Origin of the sequence: Streptomyces sp. NBC_00667, from assembly GCF_036226825.1 — a bacterium.
In the GTDB taxonomy this organism is placed as follows: domain Bacteria; phylum Actinomycetota; class Actinomycetes; order Streptomycetales; family Streptomycetaceae; genus Streptomyces.
The window spans coordinates 773,835-798,477 of record NZ_CP109022.1 but is presented as its reverse complement, the minus strand read 5'-3'; the positions used below and the strand labels follow the sequence as shown (position 1 = coordinate 798,477).

Sequence of the window (24,643 nt, the reverse complement as noted above, 5' to 3'; positions counted from 1 at the left end):
CCCGTGACGCGCCTGCTCGGGATCAGCGGGCCGTGGGCGCGGCCGCGTGTTCCAGTACCGCGCGGACCTCCGCGGTGATCGCGCTCTCGTTGCGCTCGAACTCCGGGCCGGTCAGCAGCTGCGGATCGGCCGGCAGGCCCGTCAGGACCGGGGTGTGCAGGTGGCCGCCCGGCAGCGCCGGGGCGAGCTCACCGCGCAGCCGGTTGGAACGGTAGGCCACCTCGTTGGAGAGGTAGCCGCCCCCGCCGCCCTCCACCGCCCGGGAGCCGGGGGTGGGGCCGTCGGCCCGGTCCACCGGCGCCGTGCCGCCCGCCGGGATCTCGGTGACCTCCGTATTGAGGAAGACGGGGTAGGGGGCCTGGACGGCGCCGGTCACCGCGTCGGCGGGCAGCGTGGTGGCGATGAACTCGGCGCCCGGGCCGAGACCGGGGGCGGTCACCGGGTGTTCCCGGGTGCCGCCCGACAGGGCGCCGGTGTTGTCGGGGTACGGGTCCGCCGACCGGGCCCGGCCCGCCCACGCCTCCAGGGTGAAGATGCCGGGGTAGCCCTGGCTGACGGTGGTGATGACGTCCGCCGCCGCGGGGCCGCCGGCCAGCCTCGGGGCGAAGGCCCGCTCCACGATCCCGGCGTCGAAGTCGGCGTAGCGCACGGGCAGGACCACGGCGCGGACCTCGGCGGGGCTCCCGTCGGCCAGTGTGATGCGACGGCCGCTCAGCCGCAGGGCGGCGGAACCGGACGGGTTCGCGCGGCGGAGCTCGGCGTCCAGCCCGAAGGGGTCGAAGCCGCTGATGAACACGCGCCGCACCCCGGGCGCCGGCCGGAACGCGTTGTCCGTGAGGCCGCGCGAGGCGTCCTCGAAACGGCTGCGCAGGGCAGGGCGGTCGACGGCGAACCCCGGGTCCCAGCGCGCCAGCTGGGCGGTCATGGCGAGCCGGGTCCAGTACAGCGGCCGGTCGTCACCGGCCGGCAGGTCACCGGCCGGCCGCTGCCCCTGGGCCCTGCGCACGGCGGACTGCCACAGCGCCCCGCCCCAGCTGTCGAGCAGCCGGCCGGCTTCGGCGGGGCCGCGCACACTGCACAGGGCGGTCGGGAAGCGACGTACGAAGTCCCCGAAGCCGCCGCGCTCCACGAGCGCCGCGGTGCGGGGGTCCGCGAGCCGCGCCTGCTCGGCGTCGGGCGCGGCGGCGAGGGAGGTGCCGCACGCCGCGCCGTCGGCCGCGTGCGCGGCAGGGGCGACGGCGAACGGGAGGAGGACACAGAGGAGGGACGCGGCAGACGCCACGCGCCGTAAGATCGTCATGCGATGTGACATTACATAGGGCCGGTCGCCCCAACCAGGGCCTCACCGGACAGCCTTACGGATGCTCCTCGGCCGCCGCCGCATCGCGCCGCCGCAGCACCTTGCGCGCGTACAGCAGGTGCACGATCGCCTCCGCCGCCAGGAGCAGGACGGCCAGCCACGGCGCGAGGTGGGCGCCGCCCCACACGACGAGCAACGGGACACCGATGCCCGGTACCGCCCACACGGCGACGGAGGGCAGGGAGCGGCGGTAGCGCAACCCGATGCAGGCGTGGGCGGCGTGGTAGAGCGCCAGTCCGCCCGCCAGGGCCCGCAGCGCCCCGGACGGCAGGTGTCCGCGGTCGGCCTCGGCGACGGCGGTCGACAGCCCGCCGGCCATGCACAGCACGCCCGCGGTCACGAAGAAGTGCAGAAAGCCGCCGACGTCACGCGCGAGCAGATAGGCGGCGCGGTCGGTCGCCGCGGCGAACACGCGCTCCGCGGAGGCCGAGCCGAAGTCGAAGTACGACCACCAGAGCGCGGCCAGCAGGACGAAGCCGAGGACGCCGGTCACCCCGGCCCGCAGCGTCCACGCCTGGTCGGTGGCGGTCACCAGGGCGATCACGGACTCGCCGAGCACGATGATGACGACCAGCCCCACCCGCTCGACCAGGTGCCCGGTGTCCAGACGCCGGGGCACGCCCGCCCCGCGCGAGCTCAGCAGCAGCACCATCTCGGCGGCGATCAGCACGGCCCAGACGCCGTACTGCGCGGGCGCGGGGACGGCGGCGGATCCGGCCCACAGCAGGCCGGAGGCCAGGCAGTAGCTCAGCGGACGCCAGCGGGGCACCCGCTGCGGACCGGGGAACCGGGTGGCCGGCCACCACAGCCCGAGGAGGACGAGCCGGGTGCCCGCGTAACCGAGGGCGTACCAGGCCCCCCGGTCCGTCTCCGCCGCGGGCACGGCGACGGCCATGACGGCGAGGCAGAGCATGGCGGACAGCATGAGGAGCCGGCGGCGCGGGCGGTTGTCGGCGAAGACGTTCGCCGACACGGTGAGGTTGATCCACAGCCACCACGGCGGGAAGTACAGCGCCAGGAACACCGCGAAGTCGCGGGGACTCGGATCGCCGTGGAGCCGGCCCGACAGCTGGGCGGCGAGGGCGACGAAGACGAGGTCGAAGAAGAGCTCCAGCCAGTCGGCGTGGCGGCTTTCGTGCGCCGGCTCCTCAGCCGGCCCGGCGCCCGCAGCCGGGCCCCCGACGGTGTCGCCGCCCCCGCCCGCCCCCGGCTGAGGTGTGGCCATGGCTCCGCCCCGGTCCGTCCCGCCGCGCACGCGGCCTGCCCTTCGTATGACACCACGGCCCCGGGCCGGCCGCATCAGCGCACCGTCGTCCGCCCGCCCTCGCGCTGGTGCGGCAGGACCGGGTGCACCGGTGGCGCGTCCTCCCGCCGGAGGGCGACCGTCCGCGTCGGAGCGGGTATCGAGATGCCTTCCTCCCGGAACCGCTGGTGCAGGCGCTTGATGAACTCGTGCTTGATCCGGTACTGGTCGCTGAACTCGCCGACGCCGAGGATCACGGTGAAGTTGATCCGTGAGTCCGCGAACGTGTGGAAGCGGACCGCTCCCTCGTGCTCGGGGACGGCGCCGTTGATGTCGGCCATCACGGTGTCGACGACGTCCAGCGTCACGCGCTCCACGTGCTCCAGGTCGCTCTCGTACCCCACGCCCACCTGCACCAGCAGCGACAACTGCTGTTCGGGCTGGGTGTAGTTGGTCATGTTCGTCTTGGCGAGCCGCCCGTTCGGGATGATGACCAGGTTGTTCGACAGGTTGCGGACCACGGTGTTGCGCCAGTTGATGTCGACGACGTACCCCTCCTCGCCACTGCTGAGGCGGATGTAGTCACCGGGCTGCACCGTCTTCGACGCCAGGATGTGCACGCCCGCGAAGAGATTGGCCAGGGTGTCCTGGAGGGCGAGGGCCACCGCGAGACCGCCCACGCCGAGCGCGGTGAGCAGCGGCGCGATGGACACGCCCATCGTTTCGAGTGCGACGAGCACGCCCATGGTCAGCACCACGATGCGCGTGATGTTGACGAAGATGGTCGCCGAGCCGGCCACTCCGGTCCGCGACTGCGCCACGGACTGGACCAGGCCCGCGATGACCCGGGCGGCGCTGAACGTGGCGAAGAGGATCAGCAGGGCGGTCAGCGAGGCGTTGACGAACCCCGAGATCCTGGCCGTCAGCGGCAGCGTCCCGGCGGCCACCGCCACGCCCGTGATCACAGCGGCTCCCGGCGCGAGCGTGCGCAGCGCGTCGACGATGACGTCGTCGCCGCTCCACCGGGTCCGCTGGGCGTGCTTGGCCAGCCAGCGCAGCAGCCCCCGCAGCAGGAGCGCGGCCACACCCCCGGCGGCCAGCGCGATCCCGGCCACCAGCCAGTCGTGCAGGACGAGGTCCCGGTTCAACGCGGGCCCTCCGTTCCACGTCGGACCGGGGGAGCGGCGACGGCCGCCGCAGGCCGTCGTATGGGGTGTGTCGTCACCTTGTCACCTGTCAGTTCGTCGTGCGGAGGCTCCCGTTCGGGCGGATGGGCGCCCTGCGAACGGGAGTTTCCATCCTGCCCCATGGGAGGGGCCGGCCCGGCGGCCGGGCCGCCCGCCACCGCCGCTCCTCGCCGCCGGCCCCCCGCTCCCCGCCGCCGCTCCTCGCCGCCGGGCCCCCCGCCGCCGGTGCGGGCGCTGCCCCGTCCGGGGGAAGGCGCCGGGCGCCCGCGTGAGCCGCCCGGCCCCGGGCAGGCGTCGGTGGGAACGTACCGGAGACCGGTGGAGGTGCGTCATGGAAGCGTCGGTGGACCGCATCGCGGACCCTTGGGGCGGCCGTACGCCCTATGCGCGGGGAGCGGCCTGGCCCGTGCGGACCGACACGCACCTCGCACCCGGGACCACCACCGACGAGGTCGACCGCTGGGTCCAGACGGCGTCCCTGCTGCACTCCAACGGCGACGCCATGGACATCGCCGTCCGCGACGGGCGGATCGTGGGCGTCCGCGGGCGCGCCGCGGACCGGGTGAATCGTGGCCGGCTCGGCCCGAAGGACCTCTTCGGCTGGCAGGCCAACGCCTCCCCGGACCGCCTGACGAGCCCTCTCCTCCGCGACGGCCGCCGACTGGTGCCCTGCGACTGGGACACCGCGATGGGGCGCATCGCGGCCCGCTCGAAAGAACTCCTGGACAAGCGCGGCCCGGGCTCCATCGGCTTCTACACCAGCGGCCAGCTGTTCCTGGAGGAGTACTACACCCTCGCCGTGCTGGCCCGGGCCGGCATCGGCACCAACCACCTCGACGGCAACACCCGGCTGTGCACCGCCACCGCGGGGGAAGCCCTGAAGGAGTCCTTCGGCTGTGACGGCCAGCCCGGCTCGTTCACGGACGTCGACCACGCCGACACCCTCGCGCTCTTCGGCCACAACATGGCCGAGACGCAGCCCGTGCTGTGGATGCGCGTGCTGGACCGGCTCGACGGGGCCGACCCGCCCCGTCTGATCTGCGTCGACCCCCGCCCCACGCGCGTGGCCCGCAGGGCGGACGTCCACCTCGCGCCGCGGCCCGGGACGAACGTCGCCCTGCTCAACGCCCTGTTGCACGAGATCATCCGTACCGACCGCGTGGACGGGGAGTTCATCGGGGCGCACACCGTCGGCTTCGAGGAACTCCGCCGGCGCGTCGCCTCCTGCACCCCCGAGTGGGCCTCCGCGATCTGTGACGTGCCCGCGGCGGCGATCAGCGAGGCAGCCGGACTCCTCGGCTCCGCGGAGCGGCTGCTGTCCACCGTCCTCCAGGGGGTCTACCAGTCCCACCAGGCCACGGCCGCCGCCGTACAGGTCAACAACCTGCACCTGATCCGCGGCATGCTCGGCCGGCCCGGCGCGGGAGTGCTCCAGATGAACGGGCAGCCCACGGCGCAGAACACCCGCGAATGCGGGGCGGACGGCGACCTGCCGGGGTTCAGGAACTGGCAGAACGACCGGCACGTCGCGGACCTGGCCCGGGTGTGGAACGTGGAACCGTCGGCCATCCCGCACTACGCGCCGCCCACGCACGCCATGCAGATCTTCCGCTACGCCGAGCAGGGGTCGCTCCGCATGCTCTGGATCAGCGGCACCAACCCGGCGGTATCGCTGCCGGAACTCGGCCGGATCCGCTCGGTCCTCGCCCAGGACCGGCTGTTCACCGTCGTACAGGACCTGTTCCTCACGGAGACCGCGCAACTGGCCGACGTCGTCCTGCCCGCCGCGACCTGGGGGGAGAAGACCGGCACCTTCACCAACGCGGACCGCACGGTCCACCTCAGCGAGAAGGCCGTCGACCCTCCCGGGGACGCCCGCCCCGACCTGGCGATTTTCCTCGACTACGCGCGCCGCATGGACTTCCGTGACAAGGACGGCGGCCCGCTGATCACCTGGGACGGGCCACAGGAGGCGTTCGAGGCGTGGAAGCGGTGCAGTGCCGGACGGCCCTGTGACTACACCGGCATCACCTACGACAAGCTGCGCGGCGGCAGCGGCATCCAGTGGCCGTGCGACGAGACCCGTCCCGAAGGGACCGAGCGCCTCTACACCGACGGCATCAGCTGGGCCCACCCTGACGTCTGCGAGAGCTACGGCAAGGACCTCGTCACCGGTGCCTCCGTGGAGGTGGTGGAGTACCGCTCCCTGAACCCGGACGGCAAGGCCGTCATCAAGGCCGCCGAGTACCGGCCCGCCCACGAGGAACCCTCGCAGGAGTACCCGCTCCAGCTCACCACGGGCCGGACCCTCTACCACTTCCACACCCGCACCAAGACCGGCCGCGTCCCGCAGCTGAACGCGGCGGCTCCCGAAGTGTGGGTGGAACTGTCCGCCGCGGACGCGAGCGCCCGAGGCCTCGCGGAGGGCGACCTGGTGGACGTCACCACACCCCGCGGCTCCCTGCGCGGCACGCTGCGCATCACCGGGATCCGCGAGGGCCTGCTCTTCGTCCCGTTCCACTACGGCTACTGGGACACCGCCGAGGGCTACGGGCCGTCCGGGGAAGGACCTGGCCGGGCGGCGAACGAGACCACCGTCACCGACTGGGACCCCGCGTCCAAACAGCCCCTGTTCAAGACCGCCGCGGCCCGCCTCACCCTGGTCAGGCGGGGCGACGGAGTCCCGGCGCCCGCTCCCACCACCACCGCGTCCGCCCCGGCCCGCCCCGACGGGATCCGTCCCACCGAGGGCGGCCCCGACGCCCGGGCCACCCAGAGCACGGACGTCCCCCGGGGCGACTCCACCCCCGACGAGGCGGCCCGGCCATGAACGGCATCACCCTCACCCTGCGCGCGCTGCACCACGGTGAACGGCACCTGGAGGACGAGCTGCGGGCGGCAGCCGAACGCCACCGCACCGAACACGAGGTCCACCACGTCGCCCTCGACCTCGCCGGGTGGTCCCACGAGCACGCCGCCCGTCTGGCCGAGGCGGGCCGGCACTACGCGCTGGACCTCGACGGGCCGCCCGGACACCGCGACCCCGGCGGAGCGCTCACCGCGCTGCGGGAGAAGGCGTCGCAGGCCCTCGGCAGGCGCCCCGAGCCCGGCCTGCTCCTGCTGCACGACCTCAAGGACCTCTACCTGGCCGCCGCCGAGAACTCGCTGCACTGGGAGATGCTCGCGCAGACGGCGCAGGCCACCCGGGAGCCCCGGCTCCTGGAGCTCGCCTCCTCCTGCCACCCCCGCACGCTCCGGCAGGTCCGCTGGGCCAACACGACGATCAAGAACCTGTCGCCGCAGATCCTGGGCGCTCTGTGACGCGGGGCGCGCGGTGGCACGCGGCGTCACTCGCCCTCGTCGGCCCTGCGTACCCGCTCGTCGTCGGCCTTCGGCTGCGCGCCGGTCCCGGTCCGGGAAGGATCGCCGGGCGCGCGGCCGTGGTCGTCCGCCGTGCCCCCCTCGTGCTGGAGCAGGGGGCGGTGCGGTGCCTGCGGGGCGCGCGCCTCTTCCTGCCGCCCCGCCCCGTCCGGCGCAGGGTCCTCGGGCCGCAGGGAACGCAGCCTGCGCGCCGTCGCCTGCGGGTCGGGGATGCTGAGCGCGATCCGGCGGAACTCGGCGCCAGCGGCCAGCTCCAGGCGGAGCACCGGGCCGCGGGCGCGTACCGAGACGAAGTCCTCGCCCCCTCCGCCTTCCGGTGAACGCCTGATCCCCACACAGTGCCCGGGGTGCCAGCTGCCCCTGCCCGCCGTCCCTCGCAGTACGCGCCACCAGCTGGTTTCCACGGCGACCTCGCGCACCGCCGCGACGGGGACGCGGATGTGGTGCCGACGACGCACGGCAAGCCGCTCGCGCATGGACAGCCGGACGACGATTTCCGCCCCTTCCACCGACAGCCGGGCCATGTGGTGCCTCCTTGCGCCTCGTGCACGCGGTCCTGGCCGATGCGCCTACCCGCGAGGAGCGGCCGCATGGCCCGGCTGCCCGGCCCCTTCGCCCGCGAGCCGCCCGGCACGGCGGACTCCGGCCGGTGGTCAGCCACCGGCCGGAGTCCTGTGCGAGCGGCCGCGGGTCAGCGACGCTCGTCGCGGGGCATGTCCATGTCGTCGTCGCCCAGCATGTCGTCGTCGACGGCGCGGTCGTGCGACACCTCACCCGGCTTGCGCTGACGGCCACCGGCCGGCCGCATGGATCCGGCGTCCTGGCCGGGACGCTGCTGCCGCTGGTGCTCCTGCTCCTCGCGGCCCTTGCCCGGCTGCTGGTTCTTGTCCCGCATACCGCCCATGACGGTTCACGCTCCTTGCTCTCGTCGGGAGGGCCTCTTTGGCCTCCGCACCACCGACGCTGCCACGGTCCGCTACCCAGCGCACCTTTTCCGTGACCGAGCGTGTGGTTCAGGGGTGTCTTCCGACGGTGCGGGCAGCGCCCAGCGGCCCGGTAGAGAACGCCGCGGGAGGGCACCCGCGTCCGTATGGACACGACACAGAACCGCCAGACCGCCTCCCCGACGACCCCGCTGCGCGCCGTGGCGCTGGTGTGCAGCCTCACTCCCTCACCGGAGCGCTCCAGCTCCCAGTTGCTGGCCGAGCAGACGATGGAGGCCCTCGGTGAACACGGTGTGAGCGGCACGGTGATCCGGGTCGTGGACCACGACGTCAAACCGGGAGTGGGGACGGACATGGGCGACGGGGACGCCTGGCCCGAGATCCGCCGGACCGTCCTCGCCAGCGACATCCTCGTCATCTCCACACCGATCTGGGTCGGCCACCCCTCCAGCGTCGCCCAGCGGGTCCTGGAACGGCTGGACGCGGAACTGTCCGAGACCGACGACGAGGGCCGCCTGCTCACCTACGGCAAGGTCGCGGCCGTGTGCGTCGTCGGCAACGAGGACGGTGCCCACAAGGTCAGTGCCGATCTCTTCCAGGGCCTGAACGACGTCGGTTTCAGCCTGGCGCCCGGCGCCGTCACCTACTGGGTCGGCGAGGCGATGCAGGGCACCGACTACCAGGACCTGGACAAGACGCCCGAGGAGACCGCGGGCACCACCGCGACCCTCGCCGCGAACACCGCACACCTGGCCCGCTGCCTCAAGGCGGCCGCGTACCCGCCGAGCTGACGCGGCGCCGGTCCGCCGACCGCCCGCGCAGAACGAACGGTGGGGCCCGCTCCCGGCCGGGAGCGGGCCCCACGCGCTGATCGGCTCAGCAGTCGTGCTCGGCAGTCCTGCTCAGAAGGCGCGGCTCAGCACTGGCGCAGGCCGTAGGCAGGGTCGTTGGGCGTGTTGACGTCGACGGCCGGGACGTTGCCCCACGCGCCGTTGTCCAGCTGCGTCCAGTACCAGACGTTGTTGCCGCCCGGGTGCGGGTCGCCGGGGCCCCAGCACACGAACCAGCTGTAGGTGGTGTTGAGCGTGCCGCGCGTCGCCGAACGGTACGAGCGGTCCGCGTAGCCCTTCGCGCCGGCCCTGTTCCCGCAGTAGAGCCTGCCGTCCGAGTGGACGCCGCAGTCGGCGGCCGGCTTGGCCGGGGCGGCGGTCGCCGAGGGCAGTGAGGTGACGGTGAGCCCGGCCGTCAGGGCGGCCGCGCCGGCCAGCAGGGCGAACTTCTTGGGTGCGTTCACGGTGTACTCCTCGGATCCTTGTGTGTGCGGTGTGGGTGAAGGTGTGTCAGGGGCAGGTGGGGACGCCGTCCAGCCAGGCGGCACCCCGGACGTAGATGTTGGTGATCCAGGCGTTGTAGTCGGGCAGGTAGGACCAGGCGTCGTTGTGGTAGCCCTCGGCGTCCACGGGCTGGGCGTGCTTCTGGCAGCTGATCCGCACCTGCGTCGGGCCGTCGAACTTGTGGACCCGCCCGCTGGTCGTGGACGGCTCGCTGTGCGTCCACACGTCGGTGCCCCACGTGGAGAAGGTGCCGCCCTGCCCCGGGTCGGCAGCGATGCGCACGGCGCCGTTGTAGTCGCCGCCGAGCCGGACGTCGCTCACCATCACGTGGGTGCCGGACTGCCGGGCCTCGACCATCTTTCCCGCGCCGAGGTAGACGGCGATGTGGTGGATGGAGTTGTCGCCGCCCCAGGCCAGCAGGTCACCCGGCAGCAGTGGACCGGTGCCCTGGGACGCGCCGAAACGCGCCGTGACCCGGGACGAGTGGTACTGGGCGTTGGAGGTGCCGGCCAAGATGTCCTGACCGGTGGCCTGGGCGTAGGCGTACCGCACGAGCCCCGAGCAGTCGAACCCGCGCCGCTCCGGGTCGTGCTGACTCGCCGGATCGGTGGGGTCCACCTGCCCGTAGGTGGGGCCCGGCTGCGCCCCGTGGCCGCCTCCCCACGTGTACCAGACGCCGATCTGCGAGCAGGCGGCCCGGACCGCGGCCTGTGCGGCAGCGGCCGCGCCGGGCGCGAGGACGTCACAGCTGCCTTCGGCGGCCGCCGCGCCCGCCGAAGGTGCCCCCTCGGCCCTCCACGCCGGTGCGGCGCCCGCTTGTTGGGCCGTGGCCCCGACCGCGCAGAGCGCCAGGAGACCGACCGCCGCGACGGACCGCCTCGCTTTGTGCAGGATGGTGCGCATACCTGGTTTCCCCGTTCTCCCCGTTGTCCTGCGGACGACGTCGTGTTCCCGACGACGGCCTCGTGGCCGGTGGGCCTCGTGACCCACCACGTGGTCTTCCGTGACGTGCCTCGTGGTCGCCGGCTTCCGCGCCGACGGCCGCAAAGCCCGCACGGCCGGCCGGTGACGGCGGTTGCCACGGAACTCGGCCACCGGCTGCGGTGGTTCGAGACTGGGCCGCGGCGGGCGCCGCTGTCGAGACGCCACGCGTCGCCCTTGCCGGTGGGAAACGGGAAACCCCCGGGGAAACGGGCCCCTCCCGCAGTTCAGCCGGCGTCGGCCGGACACACGCTCCGATAGGGGACGTCGGGCAGTAGCCCGGCCCAGCGCTCGGGCCCGGTGTCCCCCAGGAGGCGGCAGAGCCCGGCAACGCGCTGCGCGATGCCGGTGTTCCACAGCCGCACGGTCCCGTCGTTGCTGCTGCTCGCCAGCGTTCCCGGCCGCGCCGGGTCGAAGGTGACGCCCCACACGGCTCCCGTATGGCCGTTGAGCGTGGCGGTCTGCTCGGCGCGCCGCGGGTCCCAGAGCTTCACGCTCTGGTCACTGCCGCTGCTGGCCAGCACCTTGCCGTCGGGGCTGAACGCCACCGCCCGCACCGACCCGCTGTGTCCGGCGAGGGTGGCGGCCGTGGTGAGCCGGGCGGTGTCCCACAGCCGGACCGTTCCGTCGTTGCCGCCGCTGGCGAGGATGCGCCCGTCGGGGGAGAACGCGACGCCGCGCACCGAGCCGGTGTGGCCGCGCAGTACGGCCCGCGGCGCGTGCCCGGCGGTCCGTACATCCGTCACGTCCCACAGTCGTACCGTCAGATCATCGCTACCGGAAGCCAGCGTGCGCCCGTCCGGGCTGAACGCCACGGCGTTGACGAAGTCCTGGTGGGCGTCGAGGGTCGCCTCCCGCCGGCCCGTGCCCACGTCCCACAGGGCCACGGTGTGGTCCGCGCCGGCCGAGGCGAGCGTCCTGCCGTCCGGGGAGAACGCCACCGCGAAGACCGAGCCGCCGTGGCCGGTCAACACCGCGGCCGGTTTCCCGTCCGCCACCTTCCAGGTCCTGACCGTACGGTCGGCCCCCGCGGCGGCGACCAGGTGCCCGTCCGGCGAGAACGCGACGGAGAACACCGACCCCCCGCAGCCGGTCAGGGTGGTCAGCAGCCGGCGCCGGCCCGGCTCCCACACCCGTACGGTGTGGTCCGCCTGCGCCGACGCCAGCAGTCGGCCGTCCGGGGAGAACGCCGACTGCCACGCCTCGGTGAACGGCCGGGTGGCCAGAGCGGCCCGGCCGGGGTCCCACAGCACCACGGACTGGTCGAACCCGCCGGTGGCGAGCTGCTGCCCGGGCCCGGCGGCGACGGCGAGCACGTAGTCGGTGTGACCCGAGAGCGTGGCGATCACCTTGCGGGTGACGGGATCCCACGACTTGACCGTGCCGTCACCGCTGGCGCTGACCACGCTGTCGCCCGTACGGCTGAACGCGACCGCGTTCACGTCGTCGCCGTGGCCGGTGAGCACCGCCCCCTCCGCGCCCCCCGGCATGCCCCACAACCGCACGGTCCGGTCCGCGCCACCGGAGGCCAGGGTCCTGCCGTCCGGGGAGAAGGCGATCCCGAGCACCTGATCGGTGTGACCGGAGAGCACCACCACCCGTCCGAGGTCCGCCGCGTCCCACAGCCGCACGTTGCGGTCGGCCCCGGCGGAGGCGATGAGGGAGCCGTCCGGGCTGAACGCCACGGCCATCACCGCGTCCTCGTGCCCGGTCAGCACCGTCCGCGCGGCGCCGTCCGGTACGTCCCACAGCCGCACGGTGTGGTCGGTGCCGCCGGAGGCCAGGGTGCGCCCGTCCGGGCTGAACGCCACCGCACGCACACCGCCACGGTGCCCCGTCAGGGTGGCGGTCAGCCGCCGGGCCCCCACGTCCCACAGGCGCACCGTCCCGTCCGCCCCCGCCGTCGCCAGCCGGCTCCCGTCGGGCGCGAAGGCCACCGATGCCACCGCCCCGGTGTGCCCGGTGAACGTGCCGACGAGCCGGCGCCCGTCCGCGTCCCACAGCCGTACCGAGGAATCCGAGCTCGCCGAGGCCAGCACCTTGCCGTCCGGGCTGTACGCCACCGAGTTGACCGCTCCCGCGTGCCCGCGCAGCCGGCCGGCGAAGTACTGCGACTGGCTGCTCAGCAGCGCCCCCCGGGCCTCCGCGGTGGGCGCCGTGCGGTAGGCGGCCGCCGCGAGCAGCATGGAGGCCTCGGGCTGCCCCGCCGCCAGCGACCGCGACCGTACCGCCATCGCCTGCGACTGCGCCGTACGCCCCTGGTCCAGCGCCTGCGAACGCTGCTGGAAGGCCAGCGCCCCGGCGGCCAGCGCGACCGCCAGCAAACCGGCCAAAGTGACGACCAGGGCCCGGCGGATCCTGCTCTGGCGCCGCACCGCCCGGCTCCGCCGCTCCTCCTCGGCCTCGCACGCCGCGATGAACTCCCGCTCCTCGGGCCCCAGCTGGGACGGGTCCTGCCGCTCGACCCACTCCCGCACCCCGGCCAGCCGCGACCCCCGGAACAGCAGGCTGGGATCACGTCCGCCCCGCACCCACTCGGCCCCGGCGTCGGAGACCCGCTGGCGCACCACGAGGGCGGCCCGGTCGGACTCGATCCACTCGCGCAGGCGCGGCCACGCCCGCAGCAGAGCCTCGTGGGTGATCTCCACCGACGCCCCGTCGGCGGTCACCAGCCGGGCCTCGATGAACGCGTCCAGGACCCGGCCGCCCGCCCCGGGATCCGCCACCTGCCGCAGCAGCCGGTCCCGTTCGACCGGCCTGCGGGTCTGGGCACCCTCACCGTCCGCGATGTGCACGAGCCTGATCAGCAGGTGGCGCGCGATGCGCCGCTCCGCGGGCTCCAGCCGGGCGAACACCGACTCGGCGGTGCGTGCGACCGCTCCGTGGATCCCGCCGGTCATCTCGTAGCCGGCCACGGTCAGGGTCCTGCCGCTGCGCTGCTGCCAGGTGCCGAGCAGGGCGTGGGCCAGGAGCGGGAGGGAACCGGCGTGGGCTGCCGAGCGGTCCCCGAGATCGCGCAGCAGCAGCTCGACCAGGCCCACCTCCAGGGTCAGCCCGGCCCGTGCGGCGGGCTCGGAGATGGCCCGGCGCAACTGGCCTTCGGACATCGGGCCGAGGGCGAACAGGCCGTGCGTGAACACCTCCACCAGCTCCGGATGGCCGAGGCAGTGCCCGCAGAAGTCGGCCCGCAGCCCGATGACCACGGCGGTGGTGGCGCAGGCGGCCAGCGAGTGCAGCACGCGCACGAAGGCCCCGCGCTCCCGGTCGTCCTCGCACAGCGTGAACACCTCCTCGAACTGGTCGACGAGGAGTACGAGCCCGGGCCGGCCGAGGGAACCGGCCACCGCGTGCGGCAGCCGGTCCGGACGGTCCGCCAGTTCCTCCGGCGTGATCCCCGCCGCAGCCGCCCCCAGCACGTCCGCCGCGCAGCGCAGCAGCTCCTTGAGGGGGTGGGCCCCCGGCGCGCACACCACCACCGGCCAGTCCTGCGACCCCGCGACCGGCAGCGCCCCCCGGCGCAGCGCGGGCAGCAGCCCGGCGCGCAGCAGCGAGGACTTCCCGGCGCCCGACGGGGCCACCACCGCCACGGCCCCGTGCCCGATCCGCTCGGCGAGCCGGCCGGTCAGCTCGGCGGTGGCGCTGTCACGGCCGAAGAACCACTCCGCGTCCTGGGGCCCGTAGGAGGCCAGGCCCCGGTACGGGCAGACCGCGCCGGAACCCGCGGGGCCGGGCCCGTCGTCCCCGGCGCGGGCCTGGGGGACGGCCGGTACCGGCGGGACCAGGCGCAGCAGTTCACCGCCCGCGTCGAGAACCTCGTCGCACCGCCGGGCGACATCGGGGGTGGGCGGCTTCCGCCCGTTCTCGATCTTGCTGAGGTAGCCCTTGCTGTAGTGGATCGAGCGGGCGAGGTCCGAGAGCGACACGTTGCGCCGCCGGCGCAGGCGTCGTAGCTCGGCCGCGAATCCATCGAGGGTCTCGTCGTCCGTCGGCACGGGGCCTACCTTCCCTCGCGGACGGAACGTACGCCTGAGGGGGAACGAGTTCGCCCGCACCGGTACTGACGGCCCCTTACGGGGCCCGTGCGTGCGTAGGCTGCCACCGCCACTTGGCCCCCGCGAACCGAGTTGAGGAGCAACGTGTCCCTGACCATGGACCGTCGCCTGGCCGTCAGCGCAGCCCTGATCGCGGTGGTGACCGGGCTCGCGCCCGCCGCCACCGCGTACGCCGCACCCACCGCGCCCACGGTGCGCAGCGGCCCGCCCGCGCCCGATCTGGACGCCCTGACCCGGGCGTTGCGCAACACGACCGGTGCCGGAGCACCCGGCGCCATGGCGCGCCTCACCGGCCCGACGGGGGTACGGACCAGGGCCGTCGGGGTCAAGGACCGGACCACCGGCGCCGCCATGGACCCCAACTCCCGCTTCCGGATCGGCAGCGTCACCAAGACGTTCTCCAGTGTGGTGCTGCTGCAGCTGGTCGACGAGGGCAGGATCGGCCTGGACCAGCCCGTCAACCACTACCTGCCGGGCCTGCTGCCCGACGACCGGATCACGGTGCGTCACCTGCTCACCCACCGCAGCGGGCTCGCCGACTACACCAACGCGATGTTCGCCCGGACCGTTCCCGGCTTCGAGGCGGTCCGCAACAAGGTGTTCGGTTACCGCGAACTGGTGAACCTCTCCCTGCGCGAGCCGCGGACCTCGCAGCCCGGCGCGGCGTACTCGTACTCCAACACCAACTTCGTCGTCCTCGGCATGCTCATCGAGAAGGCCACCGGGAACCCGGTCGCCGAGGAGTACGAGCGGCGCATCATCAAGCCGCTGAAACTCAGGAACACCTCCTACGTGCACCCCCGCACCGAGATCAAGGGCCCGCACGCGCACGGCTACCTCTACCCCGACGAAGCCGGGGCCGGGCCGGTCGACTCCACCGAGCAGACCGTCTCCTGGGCCCAGTCCGCCGGGGCGATGATCTCGAACGCGGCCGACCTGAACACCTTCGTCTCCGCACTGCTGGGCGGCAGGCTGCTGCCGGCACGCACCCTCGACGCCATGCTCACGATGACGCCCACCGACGCGACGCACACCCGTTTCTACGGTCTGGGCCTGCGCCGCTACGACCTGTCCTGCGGCACCTCGGTCTACGGCCACACGGGCACGGTCCAGGGCTTCTACACCTACGCCTTCGCCACCCGCGACGGCCGGCGCACCCTCGCCGCCATGGCGAACACCTCCAACCGGGGCGAAGCCAACACGGCGCTCGGCGGCACCCTCGAAGCGGCGTTCTGCGGCAAACAACCGCCCGCGACCGCCACGGGCGCCCCCCGCCGCGGCTTCGCCGCCCTCCCCGCCGACGAGGACCTGCCCGAGCGGGGCCAGGCCCGGGCGCGTTGATCAAGCCCCCGGCCGTGCGGCGCGTCATGACGGCGGCGGTGCGGCCGGGACGGTACCTCTTGAGGGGGGCCGCCGCCGTGGCGCCCCGGCATCGGGCTGAGGGACGGAGCGCGGCTGTGCAGGATTCGACGGGTGATGCCCTGGGCGCTCCGTGCTGGGTGAGTCTGGCGACGCGGGACCTGGAGGCCGCCCAGCGCTTCTACGGCGCGGTACTCGGCTGGTCGTTCCGGCCGGGTGGGCTGGGTGAGGGCCTGGCCGTCGCCGAGGTGGAAGGCGCCCCGGTCGCCGGGATCGGGGCCCTGGCCGGGGAACTCGAAGTGCCCGCCGCCTGGACGCCCTACTTCGCCGTCGAGAGCGCCGACGAGACCGTCGCCCGGATCCGGGAGCGCGGCGGAACGGTCGGCGTGGGGCCCGTCTCCTTCGACACCGGCGGCCGCGGCGCCCTGGCCACCGACCGCGACGGCGCCGTCTTCGGGATCTGGGAGGGCATCGTCTTCTCCGGCTGGCGCGTGGGCTCCGGCCACGCCCCGGCGTGGCTGGAACTGCTCACCCTCAACGCCTTCGACGCGGCCCTCTTCTACGGCGAGGTGCTGCAGTGGACCAAGGGGCCCGTGGAGATCTCCTACGAGGACGACCAGGTCGTCCTGCGCCACCTCGGCGAGCCCGTCGCCCGGCTCAACAGCGGCCCGGTGGAGACCGCCGCGCTCCAGCCGCAGGTCCGGCCGCGGTGGCGGGTCCACTTCCGCGTCCCCGCACTGGAACCGGCCCTGGAGGCGGCCGCGGCGCTCGGCGGCCGGATCATGTCGGACATCGAGGAGAACGCCACCGAGCGCTGGGTCGCCCTGCGTGACCCCGACGGAGCCCTGTTCACCGTCACGGCGTCCCTGACGGACGAGTAGGCCCTCCGGGCGGACGGGACCCGGCCGCCGTCCCGGTCCGGTCACCCGGCGGCGGCCAGGCGACGCCGGAGCTCCTCCTGTGAGACGTCATCCACGTGGGTCAGGAACACCCAGATGTGACCGGACGGGTCCCTGAGGATGACGGTGCGGTCACCGTGGAACATGTCCTTCGGCGGCTGGAGGATCTCGGCGCCGGCGGCTTCCGCGCGCACGGCCAGCTCGTCGACATCGGGCACGAAGACGTGCAGGGTGACGGACGTGCCTCCGCCGAGCGCGGCCGGTGCGGCGAAGGACGCGGCCTCCGCCTCGTCCACGCCGGCGTCACCCAGCATCAGGACCGAGCGTCCGATGGTGATCTCGGCGTGCAGGACCCCGCCGCCCGGAGCGTCGAGCCTGAAGTCCTCGCGGGCGCCGAACGCCCGCCGGTAGAAGTCGATCGCCGCGGCGGCGTCGTCGACCATGATGTGGGGGATCACGGCGTAGCGGTAGCGGTCGGGTACCTCGATGTCGGCTGTGCGCTCGCTCACGGCGAACCTCCGTGCAAATGCGCCGCCGGTCGGTTCCTGCGGCTCTGGGAGGAACGTAGGAGCTCAAGTCCGGTTGAGGTCAAGCGTCGATACCGACCGGCACCTGCCGGCCCGCGGCCTCACGCCGCGACCGCCGTCGTGATGACCAGCGGGGGGCGGGTGCGTTCCGCCGTCCAGGGGAAGCGCCCGGCGAGGCCGGGTTCCGCGAGGGGGAGGGCCTCCGCCACCGTCGGCCGGCGCTGGAACACGTCACGGAAGCGGGACCGCTCCACCAGGGCCGCCAGTACGTCCACCGGCCAGGCGTGGTTGCGCACCTCCTGCCAGGAGCCGTTCGTCCGGCGCAGCCCGAGCGGCATCTCCTCGCCCGGCCCGTACACCGCCCCCGCCCGGCCCACGCGCAAGGAGGCGTACTCGATGCCCGCACAGGCCGGGTCGGTGCCCAGTAGCACGAACGGCCCGCCCGGCCGGAGCAGGCGGCGGATCTCGGCGAACACCCCGAGCACCGCTTCCTCGGTCGCCAGGGAGGCCAGTACGTGGTTGCACATCACCGCGTCCGCGCACCCGTCCGGCAGGCCGGTCGCCCGGCCGTTCTGGACCAGGTGGTACTCGGCCACCGCCGGGCTCGTCCGCCGGGCCAGCTCCAGCATTTCGGGAGAGGTGTCCACGCCCACTACCCGCGCTCCCAGCGTCCGCGCCGCGCGGTCCGCCACCCGGCCCGGCCCGCAGCCGTAGTCGACGAGCACCGCGCCCGCGCCCATCCGGTGGGACAGGGCCTCGAAGACGAACGGGTAGCCGAGCAGCCAGTCGGTGGACGCTTCCACCTCCGCGAACGCCCGCGCCCCGACGGGGCCCGACCAGTCGATGCCCCCGCCGCCGGAGCCCTGCGGCGGCGCGCCCTGCCCCGGCCGTCCCGGCCCCTGTTCCTGCGATCCGTTGCCCACCGCTCCACTATCGGCCGACCGGCCCGCCGATCCGGGCAGGACACGAGGGGTCACTCCGCGCGCCGTTTGTCCTCCTCGCTCCACTCCCGGGTGTCGCGCGGTTCGACGTACGGCTCCCGGTCGGGCGGGAGCCCGCCCGCGATCGCGCGCTGCCGGCTCATCTCGGCGTCGAACTCGAGGCCGAGCAGGATGGCCAGGTTGGTGATCCAGAGCCAGATGAGGAAGACGATGACACCCGCCAGCGTGCCGTACGTCTTGTTGTACGAGCCGAAGTTCGCCACGTACAGCGCGAAGCCGGCGGAGGCGGCCATCCAGATCAGCAGGGCGAGGAAGCTGCCGGGCGTGATCCAGCGGAACCCGCGGCCCTTCGCGTTGGGGGAAGCCCAGTACAGCAACGCGATCATGATCGTGACGAGGATGACCAGAACGGGCCACTTCGCGATCGACCACACCGTGACGCCGGTGTTCCCGAGACCCAGGGCGTCACCGGCGCGCCGGGCGAGAGCGCCGGTGAACACCACGATCAGCCCGCTCGCGCACGCCATGACCAGCAGCGCCACCGTCAGCGCGAACCGCAGCGGCAGCACCTTCCACACGGGCCGCCCCTCGGGCACGTCGTAGACGGCGTTGGACGCGCGGATGAACGCCGCCACGTACCCGGACGCCGACCACAGTGCGGCGATCAGACCGACGACGGCCAGGACCGAGCCGAGTCCCGTGCCGCCCTGGAGCTGACGGACCGCGTTGGAGATCACGTCCCGCGCCGCGCCCGGCGCCAGCTTCTGCAGGTTGTCCAGCACCGACTGCGTGGCGGACTTCCCGGCCACCCCGAGCAGCGACACCAGCACCAGCAGCGCCGGGAACAGGGACAGGACGGCGTAGTAGGTGAGGGCGGCGGCCCGGTCGGCCAGCTCGTCCTTCTGGAACTCCCGGACGGTCCGCTTCAGCACGGCCCCCCACGACCTGCCGGGCAGGTCCGTGGGCTCATCCGGTGCCCTTCGCTCCACCTCGGGGCCCGGGCCGGGGCCAGAGCCGGAGCCGGGGCCGGGGTCAGCGCCGGAGCCATGGCCGGGGCCCGATCCGGGTACGGGCTCCGTGGGCCGGACCCGGCCGTCGCGGTCGTCCTTGTCGCGCGGAGCTGGGGTGTCGTTCATGCCTGGCGGATGTCCACTCGAGGGCGGGCGAAACCTGACGGGCCCAGCGCCGGCGGGCGCGTCGCCGCCCGAATCGCGGGCAAGCGCGGTAACACGGCAATGACAGAGCGCTACGCCCCGGCGGAAGGCAGCGGAGATGTGGAAGACGACGGCCGGTGAACACGTTCCGGCAGGCCCGGTATGGCTGCACCTGGCGCTGATGGCGGCGGCCCTGCTCATCCTGGTCTACAACCTCAAGCGGAGCAGCCGCTGACCCGGCGGGGCGGGCTCCCCTCGCTCCCGACACGACAGTTGCCCCGACGACTCCCCACGACGGTTCCCCCCTCACAGCCCCCCGATGGATCCCCCTGACAGGAGACAGACATGGAATCGACCGTTCCCGTCCCGTCCCCCCTCCTCGACGAAGCCCGCACGGCGCTGCGCGACGTCAGCGACCCGGCCGCCCGTGCCCTGGTCCTCGCGGTCCTCGCCGCGGCGCGGGAGCTCCAGGACGTCGCCCAGAGCACCGAGCGACTCGACGCCCGCCTGGAGTCGCTCAACCAGTACCTCGGAGCCATCGCCAACAAGCCGTAGCGCATGGCGGGCCCGGGCCGGGGCAGCCGCGCACCATCGGTACAGAGGAAACGAACGGAAGTGGTGCGAGTGCGTCTGCGCAGCGTCGGGGTGGAAGAGGAACTCCTGCTGGTCGGATCGGAGAGCGGGGAACCGCTCTCCGTGTCGGGCGCGGTCCTGGCCGAGGCGAAGCGGCATGCCGTGGCCGAAGAGCAAGGCACCTTCGAGAAGGAGCTGATGCGCGAGCAGGTGGAATTCTCCACCAAACCGGTGACGGAGATGGGGGAGCTGACGGAGGAGATCGTCAGGTGGCGCTCCGAGGCGGCCCGGCACGCTGCGAAGGCCGGCGCCGAGGTGGCGGCGCTCGCCACCTCGCCGCTGCCCGTGCGGCCCACGGCCAACGCCGGGGAACGCTACGCGTGGGTCGCGGAGCGGTTCGGCCTCACGGCGCAGGAACAGCTGACGTCCGGCTGCCACGTCCACGTCGGCGTCGACTCCGACGAAGAGGGCGTGGCCGTGATCGACCGCATCCGGCCCTGGCTGCCCGTCCTCACCGCCATCAGCGGCAACTCGCCCTTCTGGCAGGGCCAGGACAGCGGCTACGGGAGCTACCGCAGCCGGGTGTGGAACCGGTGGCCCTCCGCGGGGCCGACGGAGATCTTCGGCAGCGCGGACCGGTACCACGAGCAGGTCTCCGCCATGGTCGGCACCGGGGTGCTCCGGGACCAGGGCATGATCTACTTCGATGCCCGGCTCGCGGCGAACTACCCCACCGTGGAGATCCGGGTCGCGGACGTCTGCCTGCACCCCTCCACCACCGTCCTGCTCGCCACGCTCGTACGGGGGCTCGTGGAAACGGCGGCACGCGCCTACGAGGCCGGTCAGCCCCCGGCTCGCATCGGGGTGAGCCTGCTGCGGCTGGCGTCGTGGCGGGCGGCCCGCTCGGGCATAGACGGACCCCTCATCCACCCGACGACGATGCTGGAGGCGCCGGCGCGCGTGGTGGTGGACGCGCTGTTCGAGCACGTGCGCGAAGCCCTTGAGGACCACGGCGACGCCGCGGCGGCCCGCCAGGGCATAGAGGAGCTCTTCGAGCGCGGCAACGGGGCGCGCATCCAGCGGGAACTGCTGTCCAAGACGGGGGACCTGGGCGCCGTCGTACGGGAGTGCGCCCGCATCACCGCCGGCGCGTAGCACCGCAAGCCCGCGGCCCGCACGCTGCTGCCCCGCCCCTCGTCAAAGGAGCAGGGCAGCGGCGCGAGGAGTCCCGACCGGCGCTAGGGCGTGTCTTTCGGATCATGCCGGGCCCGCGGCGGCCCGGCTGATCCGAAGGACACGCCCTAACTGGCCAGGACCGAGTCGTCGAAGGTGCGTGCGCCCGGGAGGCGGTAACGGGCGGCAGCGAGCGCCGCGTCCACACTGGAGGTGCCCGTCGCGACGCACAAGGTGTGCGCGACGTCGTCCATGCGCCCGCGGGTCTGCGGAGTGTCGTCGTGGGCGCACAGGACCGCCAGCGCCCAGTAGCGCTCGACGAGACCGGAGAGAACAGCCGGGTGGGCCATCAGCATGGGCGGATCCTTTCGGGAAAGCCGGACGATCTTGGCCCTCGGCTGCCCCGGTTGCGCGGGGCTACACCTGCCTCGCGGACGCGGAGTCCGGCGCGGGCCCCGGGGATGCCCCCGGCCGTGCGGGGTACTCGCGTCGTCGGCAGGCGAAGCGGCATGGAGCGGCGGCGATCGCAGCACCGACGGCGGCGCGGATAGCGGCACTTGGCAACGAAGGGAAACGGTGAGGATGATGGCGATGAGGGCAGTCGGGTGGGCCCGGTCTTTTCCGGTGTCGAACGGGGTCCGCGCGGCCCGCCAGTGGACCGCCGAGCACCTCGCGTCGCTGGACTGGGCGGCCGACGCCCCGGACACCGTCCACTCGATCCTGCTCAGCGTCTCCGAACTGGTCGCGAACGCCCACGTCCACGCCGCCGAGACCGCTCACCTCGTCCTGACGTGGGACGGCCACTGCCTGCACGTGAGCGTGGCCGACGCCGATCCGCGGCTGCCCAGGCCCCGCGAGGCCGACGCGACCGCCACCTCCGGCCGGGGCCTGGGCATCGTGGACGCACTCGCCGACACGATGGACGTCCACGCCTGCCACGGCGGCAAGGCGATCAGCGCCTGCTTCCACCCGCCCGGGGTGGCCGACCCGCACGGAGAACCCGTCCCGGAGTGAGCCGGGGACCGGGTCCGCCGCTCAGCGGACCTGGATACCGATGAGGCAGGTGTCGTCGTCGGTGTCGGACCTGCTGTGCGTCAGCAGCCGGTCGACCCGCCTGTCCAGGGAATCCGCCTCCCGCGCCGCGAGGGAGAGCAACTGCGAAAGGGAGTCCGTCACGGAGACGTCCCGCCGCTCGACGAGCCCGTCGGTGTACATCAGCAACGTGTCCTCGGGCTCCAGCCGCACCTCCTCCTCCTCGAAGTCGGCGTCCGGCAGCGCCCCCAGCAGCAGCCCGTGGGCCATCGGGAAGGCCTGCGCCTCGGTACCCCGTACCAGGACCGGCGGCAGGTGTCCGGCGCGCGCCCAGCGCAGTGCCCGCGTCCGAGGATCGTAGATGCCGCACACGGCGGTGGCGGTCACGTTGGTGGTCAGGTGGTGGGCGACCGTGTTGAGCCAGGACAGCAGCTGGGCGGGCCCGGCGCCGGTCACCGCGAGGCCCCGGAGGGCGTTGCGCAGGATGACCATGCCGGTGGCCGCCTCGATGCCGTGCCCGGCGACGTCGCCGACGCACAGCAGCACCTTGTCGTTGGGCAGCACGACCGAGTCGTACCAGTCGCCGCCCACCATCGCCTCAGACTCCGCGGGCCGGTAACGGACCGCGATGCGGATGCCGGGGACCTCCAGGGGGGCGGGCGCCGGAGGCATGATGGCGTGCTGGAGCTGGAGGGCGAGCCTGCTGCGCTCGGCCGCCTCCGCCTCGGTGTGCGCGAGCTGGTCCCGGGTGGCGGCGAGGGCCACCTCCGTCCAGTGCTGGGAGGAGATGTCCTGGTAGGCGCCGCGCACCGCGTGCAGGCTGCCCCGGTCGTCGAGGACGGGCTCCGCGACGAGACGGATGTGCCGGGTGATGCCGTCGGTGCGCTGGAGCCGGAAGTCAACCGAGGATTCGCGCCGGTGGTGCAGGAGCGTGCGCAGGAAGCGGTCGATGGAGGCCACGTCGTCCGGGTGGGCGTGGGCGCGCAGCTCCTCCAGGGGGACGGGGGAGGAGGTCAGGGGCCGCCCGTAGAGCGTGAACAGCTGCCCGTTCCAGGTGATCTCACCCGTCGTGATGTTCTCCTCGAAGCCGCCGACACGGCCGAGTCGCTGGGCGTGCTGGAGCAGGCTGGCCAGCCGCGCCGTCTCGTCCTCTATCCGCCAGATGAGCAGCAGGGCCGCGCCGTGGCGGCTGATGCTGGCGTCGGCGATCGCCGTGAGGGGGACGTCGTCCACGAACGCGGTGAGCGCCATCCGCTGGGTCCGGCAGGGCTCGCCCGTCGCGTAGACCCGTTCGAGCTTGTCGAAGAGACCGCTGTCCTCGGCGGCCGCCGGGTACGCCTCCAGGAACGACGAGCCGCACACCGAGGTGCGCGGCCGCCCGGCGGGGTCGATGAAGCGGTCGTTCGCGTGGTGGACGCGGAAGTCCACCAGCCGGCTGCCCAGGTCCAGACAGGGCGTCAGTACGAGTGCCGGGTCGTACAGGTTGTCGGCGAGGTTGACCATCTCGGCCACTCCGGCGACGCCGTGCTCCGGGGTTTCGGGCTCGGCGGACGGGGTCACGTCCTGGTCGCCCAAGGTGTGCGCGCACAGCTCGGCCAGCGCCTCCAGCTGGCGCAGGACCTGCGGGGACTGCGGTTCCAAGGGCTCCGGCCAGCACACTTCCAGCACGCCGTGGATGCGGCCGCCGGTACCGGCGGGCACGACGACGCGGCCGCCTCCCGGGTGCTGGCGCCGGCCGATGGAGGGGATACCTGAGTCGCTCAACCGCGGTACGACGGTCAACTCGCGCTTGTCCAGAGCCAGATGGGCGCAGGTCGCCACCTCCGGCGGGACGTAGCGCCACCGGCTCGCCTCCTCCTCCGGGAAGCCCGCGTGCCCCACGAGCGTCAGGGAGGAATCCGAGCCCGCCACCCAGATCGCGACACCGTGCGCCCCGAGAGCGGTCAGGGCGTTATCCAGCAGGGCCGCGGCCACGGCCTGGGAGTCGGCGGCGGCCAGCAGCCCGCTCTCGGCGGCGCGAAGCCGCACGGCCGGCGTGCTCGCGCCGGCGACGGGGGCCGACTGGGCGGCGTTCTCCAGGAACTCCCGCGCGACCTCGCTCACGTGGTCGCGCGCCGCCTGGTTGACGACATCGACGGCCAGCGCCAGCAAGGTCGTACCCGACTGCTCGGCCAATTTGGCCAGTTGCCGCGCCGCCTCGGCCGGACCGCACCCGAGACGGCCGACGAGCACGCCCTTGGCCATTTCGACCAATGCCCGGCCGTCCGCGGCGGCCTGGGCCTCCCGCACCTCCTGGCGCAGCCGCTCGACGGTGGCGGCCAGTCGGCCGGCGTCGGTCACCGCCGGGGACGCGTCGGTGCGGACCGGCGGGAAGCCGGGACCGGGGCCGTCGCCGCCGTGGCGCGGGCGTAGCTCGGGCACGGCCCGGACGTCACCGGACTCGTCTCCTGCATACGTGGGCGTGTTCACCGTGGACCGGCTTTCTCGGCGGGGGAGGGGAGTC

The 24,643-nt window shown here is 73.7% G+C and carries 21 protein-coding genes; 8 read left to right on the top strand and 13 right to left on the bottom strand.

Translation table 11 applies throughout. The features are described from left to right. Nucleotides 1–22: 22 nt before the first annotated feature. From OHA81_RS03910 to OHA81_RS03900, 3 genes are all read right to left on the bottom strand, one after another. On the bottom strand, nt 23–1,300 hold the full coding sequence (locus OHA81_RS03910; RefSeq protein ID WP_329192782.1) for a pyroglutamyl peptidase: 1,278 nt from the start codon (nt 1,298–1,300) through the stop codon (nt 23–25). Between the two features lie 55 nt (nt 1,301–1,355). Beyond that, nucleotides 1,356–2,585, bottom strand: a complete 1,230-nt coding sequence (locus OHA81_RS03905) for a low temperature requirement protein A (RefSeq protein ID WP_329192780.1) — start codon at nt 2,583–2,585, stop codon at nt 1,356–1,358. Nucleotides 2,586–2,659: 74 nt separating this feature from the next. After that, the gene (locus OHA81_RS03900; protein WP_329192778.1) at nt 2,660–3,751 is read right to left on the bottom strand and encodes a mechanosensitive ion channel family protein; all 1,092 of its coding nucleotides are present in this window, start codon (nt 3,749–3,751) and stop codon (nt 2,660–2,662) included. 370 nt (nt 3,752–4,121) lie between these two features. Here OHA81_RS03900 and OHA81_RS03895 point away from each other — a divergent pair, with 370 nt between their 5' ends. Continuing rightward, entirely contained in the window at nt 4,122–6,620 is a 2,499-nt protein-coding gene (locus tag OHA81_RS03895) for a molybdopterin oxidoreductase family protein (RefSeq protein WP_329192776.1), read from the top strand. Then, on the top strand, nt 6,617–7,111 hold the full coding sequence (locus tag OHA81_RS03890) for a hypothetical protein (RefSeq protein WP_329192773.1): 495 nt from the start codon (nt 6,617–6,619) through the stop codon (nt 7,109–7,111). Before OHA81_RS03895 ends, OHA81_RS03890 begins: the two co-directional genes overlap by 4 nt. Before the next feature lie 26 nt (nt 7,112–7,137). Here OHA81_RS03890 and OHA81_RS03885 read toward each other — a convergent pair whose 3' ends face one another. Together OHA81_RS03885 and OHA81_RS03880 are read right to left on the bottom strand one after the other, a co-directional pair. Continuing rightward, entirely contained in the window at nt 7,138–7,695 is a 558-nt protein-coding gene (locus tag OHA81_RS03885; protein WP_329192771.1) for a hypothetical protein, read from the bottom strand. Between the two features lie 167 nt (nt 7,696–7,862). Further along, on the bottom strand, nt 7,863–8,075 hold the full coding sequence (locus OHA81_RS03880; protein ID WP_329192769.1) for a hypothetical protein: 213 nt from the start codon (nt 8,073–8,075) through the stop codon (nt 7,863–7,865). A gap of 186 nt (nt 8,076–8,261) precedes the next feature. Between OHA81_RS03880 and OHA81_RS03875 the strand changes: the two genes are divergently transcribed. Beyond that, on the top strand, nt 8,262–8,906 hold the full coding sequence (locus OHA81_RS03875) for a flavodoxin family protein (RefSeq protein WP_329192767.1): 645 nt from the start codon (nt 8,262–8,264) through the stop codon (nt 8,904–8,906). 125 nt (nt 8,907–9,031) lie between these two features. Here the strand turns inward: OHA81_RS03875 and OHA81_RS03870 are convergent, their stop codons facing one another. The 3 genes from OHA81_RS03870 to OHA81_RS03860 all read right to left on the bottom strand — a co-directional run bounded on the left by OHA81_RS03870 (nt 9,032) and on the right by OHA81_RS03860 (nt 14,422). Next, a complete protein-coding gene (locus OHA81_RS03870; protein ID WP_329192765.1) occupies nt 9,032–9,409 on the bottom strand; it encodes a hypothetical protein in 378 nt (125 codons plus the stop codon). A 46-nt stretch (nt 9,410–9,455) separates the two neighbouring features. After that, a complete protein-coding gene (locus tag OHA81_RS03865) occupies nt 9,456–10,352 on the bottom strand; it encodes a C40 family peptidase (RefSeq protein WP_329192764.1) in 897 nt (298 codons plus the stop codon). 305 nt (nt 10,353–10,657) lie between these two features. Beyond that, entirely contained in the window at nt 10,658–14,422 is a 3,765-nt protein-coding gene (locus OHA81_RS03860; RefSeq protein ID WP_329192761.1) for an nSTAND1 domain-containing NTPase, read from the bottom strand. A gap of 156 nt (nt 14,423–14,578) precedes the next feature. Here OHA81_RS03860 and OHA81_RS03855 point away from each other — a divergent pair, with 156 nt between their 5' ends. After that, nucleotides 14,579–15,823, top strand: a complete 1,245-nt coding sequence (locus tag OHA81_RS03855) for a serine hydrolase domain-containing protein (protein WP_443056744.1) — start codon at nt 14,579–14,581, stop codon at nt 15,821–15,823. 158 nt (nt 15,824–15,981) lie between these two features. Further along, nucleotides 15,982–16,722: a VOC family protein gene (locus OHA81_RS03850; RefSeq protein ID WP_329192759.1), complete on the top strand. Its 741-nt coding sequence runs from the start codon at nt 15,982–15,984 to the stop codon at nt 16,720–16,722. A gap of 41 nt (nt 16,723–16,763) precedes the next feature. Here OHA81_RS03850 and OHA81_RS03845 read toward each other — a convergent pair whose 3' ends face one another. The 3 genes from OHA81_RS03845 to OHA81_RS03835 form a co-directional block, all read right to left on the bottom strand. After that, complete coding sequence (locus tag OHA81_RS03845; RefSeq protein WP_329192758.1) at nt 16,764–17,249, bottom strand: VOC family protein; 486 nt, start codon at nt 17,247–17,249, stop codon at nt 16,764–16,766. Between the two features lie 119 nt (nt 17,250–17,368). Then, nucleotides 17,369–18,190 (bottom strand): class I SAM-dependent methyltransferase, encoded by an 822-nt coding sequence (locus tag OHA81_RS03840; RefSeq protein WP_329192756.1) that lies wholly within the window; start codon nt 18,188–18,190, stop codon nt 17,369–17,371. Nucleotides 18,191–18,240: 50 nt separating this feature from the next. Next, complete coding sequence (locus OHA81_RS03835) at nt 18,241–19,344, bottom strand: YihY/virulence factor BrkB family protein (protein WP_443056428.1); 1,104 nt, start codon at nt 19,342–19,344, stop codon at nt 18,241–18,243. Nucleotides 19,345–19,707: 363 nt separating this feature from the next. Here OHA81_RS03835 and OHA81_RS03830 point away from each other — a divergent pair, with 363 nt between their 5' ends. Next, complete coding sequence (locus OHA81_RS03830) at nt 19,708–19,917, top strand: hypothetical protein (protein ID WP_329192754.1); 210 nt, start codon at nt 19,708–19,710, stop codon at nt 19,915–19,917. Nucleotides 19,918–19,992: 75 nt separating this feature from the next. Continuing rightward, nucleotides 19,993–21,090 (top strand): glutamate--cysteine ligase 2, encoded by a 1,098-nt coding sequence (locus OHA81_RS03825; protein ID WP_329201972.1) that lies wholly within the window; start codon nt 19,993–19,995, stop codon nt 21,088–21,090. A 146-nt stretch (nt 21,091–21,236) separates the two neighbouring features. Here OHA81_RS03825 and OHA81_RS03820 read toward each other — a convergent pair whose 3' ends face one another. Then, nucleotides 21,237–21,464, bottom strand: a complete 228-nt coding sequence (locus OHA81_RS03820; protein ID WP_329192753.1) for a DUF5133 domain-containing protein — start codon at nt 21,462–21,464, stop codon at nt 21,237–21,239. Nucleotides 21,465–21,699: 235 nt separating this feature from the next. Here OHA81_RS03820 and OHA81_RS03815 point away from each other — a divergent pair, with 235 nt between their 5' ends. Then, a complete protein-coding gene (locus OHA81_RS03815) occupies nt 21,700–22,122 on the top strand; it encodes an ATP-binding protein (protein WP_329192751.1) in 423 nt (140 codons plus the stop codon). 21 nt (nt 22,123–22,143) lie between these two features. On the opposite strand, the gene OHA81_RS03810 is transcribed toward OHA81_RS03815, so the two are convergent. Then, complete coding sequence (locus tag OHA81_RS03810; protein WP_329192749.1) at nt 22,144–24,609, bottom strand: SpoIIE family protein phosphatase; 2,466 nt, start codon at nt 24,607–24,609, stop codon at nt 22,144–22,146. Between the last annotated feature and the right edge of the window lie 34 nt (nt 24,610–24,643).

Bases quoted from the DNA above. Each gene is read 5' to 3' on its own strand.
- OHA81_RS03910 (WP_329192782.1), bottom strand. From the start codon at position 1,300: ATGACGATCTTACGGCGCGTGGCGTCTGCCGCGTCCCTCCTCTGTGTC.
- OHA81_RS03815 (WP_329192751.1), top strand. From the start codon at position 21,700: ATGAGGGCAGTCGGGTGGGCCCGGTCTTTTCCGGTGTCGAACGGGGTC.
- OHA81_RS03880 (WP_329192769.1), bottom strand. From the start codon at position 8,075: ATGGGCGGTATGCGGGACAAGAACCAGCAGCCGGGCAAGGGCCGCGAG.
- OHA81_RS03830 (WP_329192754.1), top strand. From the start codon at position 19,708: ATGGAATCGACCGTTCCCGTCCCGTCCCCCCTCCTCGACGAAGCCCGC.
- OHA81_RS03895 (WP_329192776.1), top strand. From the start codon at position 4,122: ATGGAAGCGTCGGTGGACCGCATCGCGGACCCTTGGGGCGGCCGTACG.
- OHA81_RS03890 (WP_329192773.1), top strand. From the start codon at position 6,617: ATGAACGGCATCACCCTCACCCTGCGCGCGCTGCACCACGGTGAACGG.
- OHA81_RS03875 (WP_329192767.1), top strand. From the start codon at position 8,262: ATGGACACGACACAGAACCGCCAGACCGCCTCCCCGACGACCCCGCTG.
- OHA81_RS03865 (WP_329192764.1), bottom strand. From the start codon at position 10,352: ATGCGCACCATCCTGCACAAAGCGAGGCGGTCCGTCGCGGCGGTCGGT.
- OHA81_RS03885 (WP_329192771.1), bottom strand. From the start codon at position 7,695: ATGGCCCGGCTGTCGGTGGAAGGGGCGGAAATCGTCGTCCGGCTGTCC.
- OHA81_RS03905 (WP_329192780.1), bottom strand. From the start codon at position 2,585: ATGGCCACACCTCAGCCGGGGGCGGGCGGGGGCGGCGACACCGTCGGG.
- OHA81_RS03855 (WP_443056744.1), top strand. From the start codon at position 14,579: ATGGACCGTCGCCTGGCCGTCAGCGCAGCCCTGATCGCGGTGGTGACC.
- OHA81_RS03835 (WP_443056428.1), bottom strand. From the start codon at position 19,344: ATGAACGACACCCCAGCTCCGCGCGACAAGGACGACCGCGACGGCCGG.
- OHA81_RS03820 (WP_329192753.1), bottom strand. From the start codon at position 21,464: ATGCTGATGGCCCACCCGGCTGTTCTCTCCGGTCTCGTCGAGCGCTAC.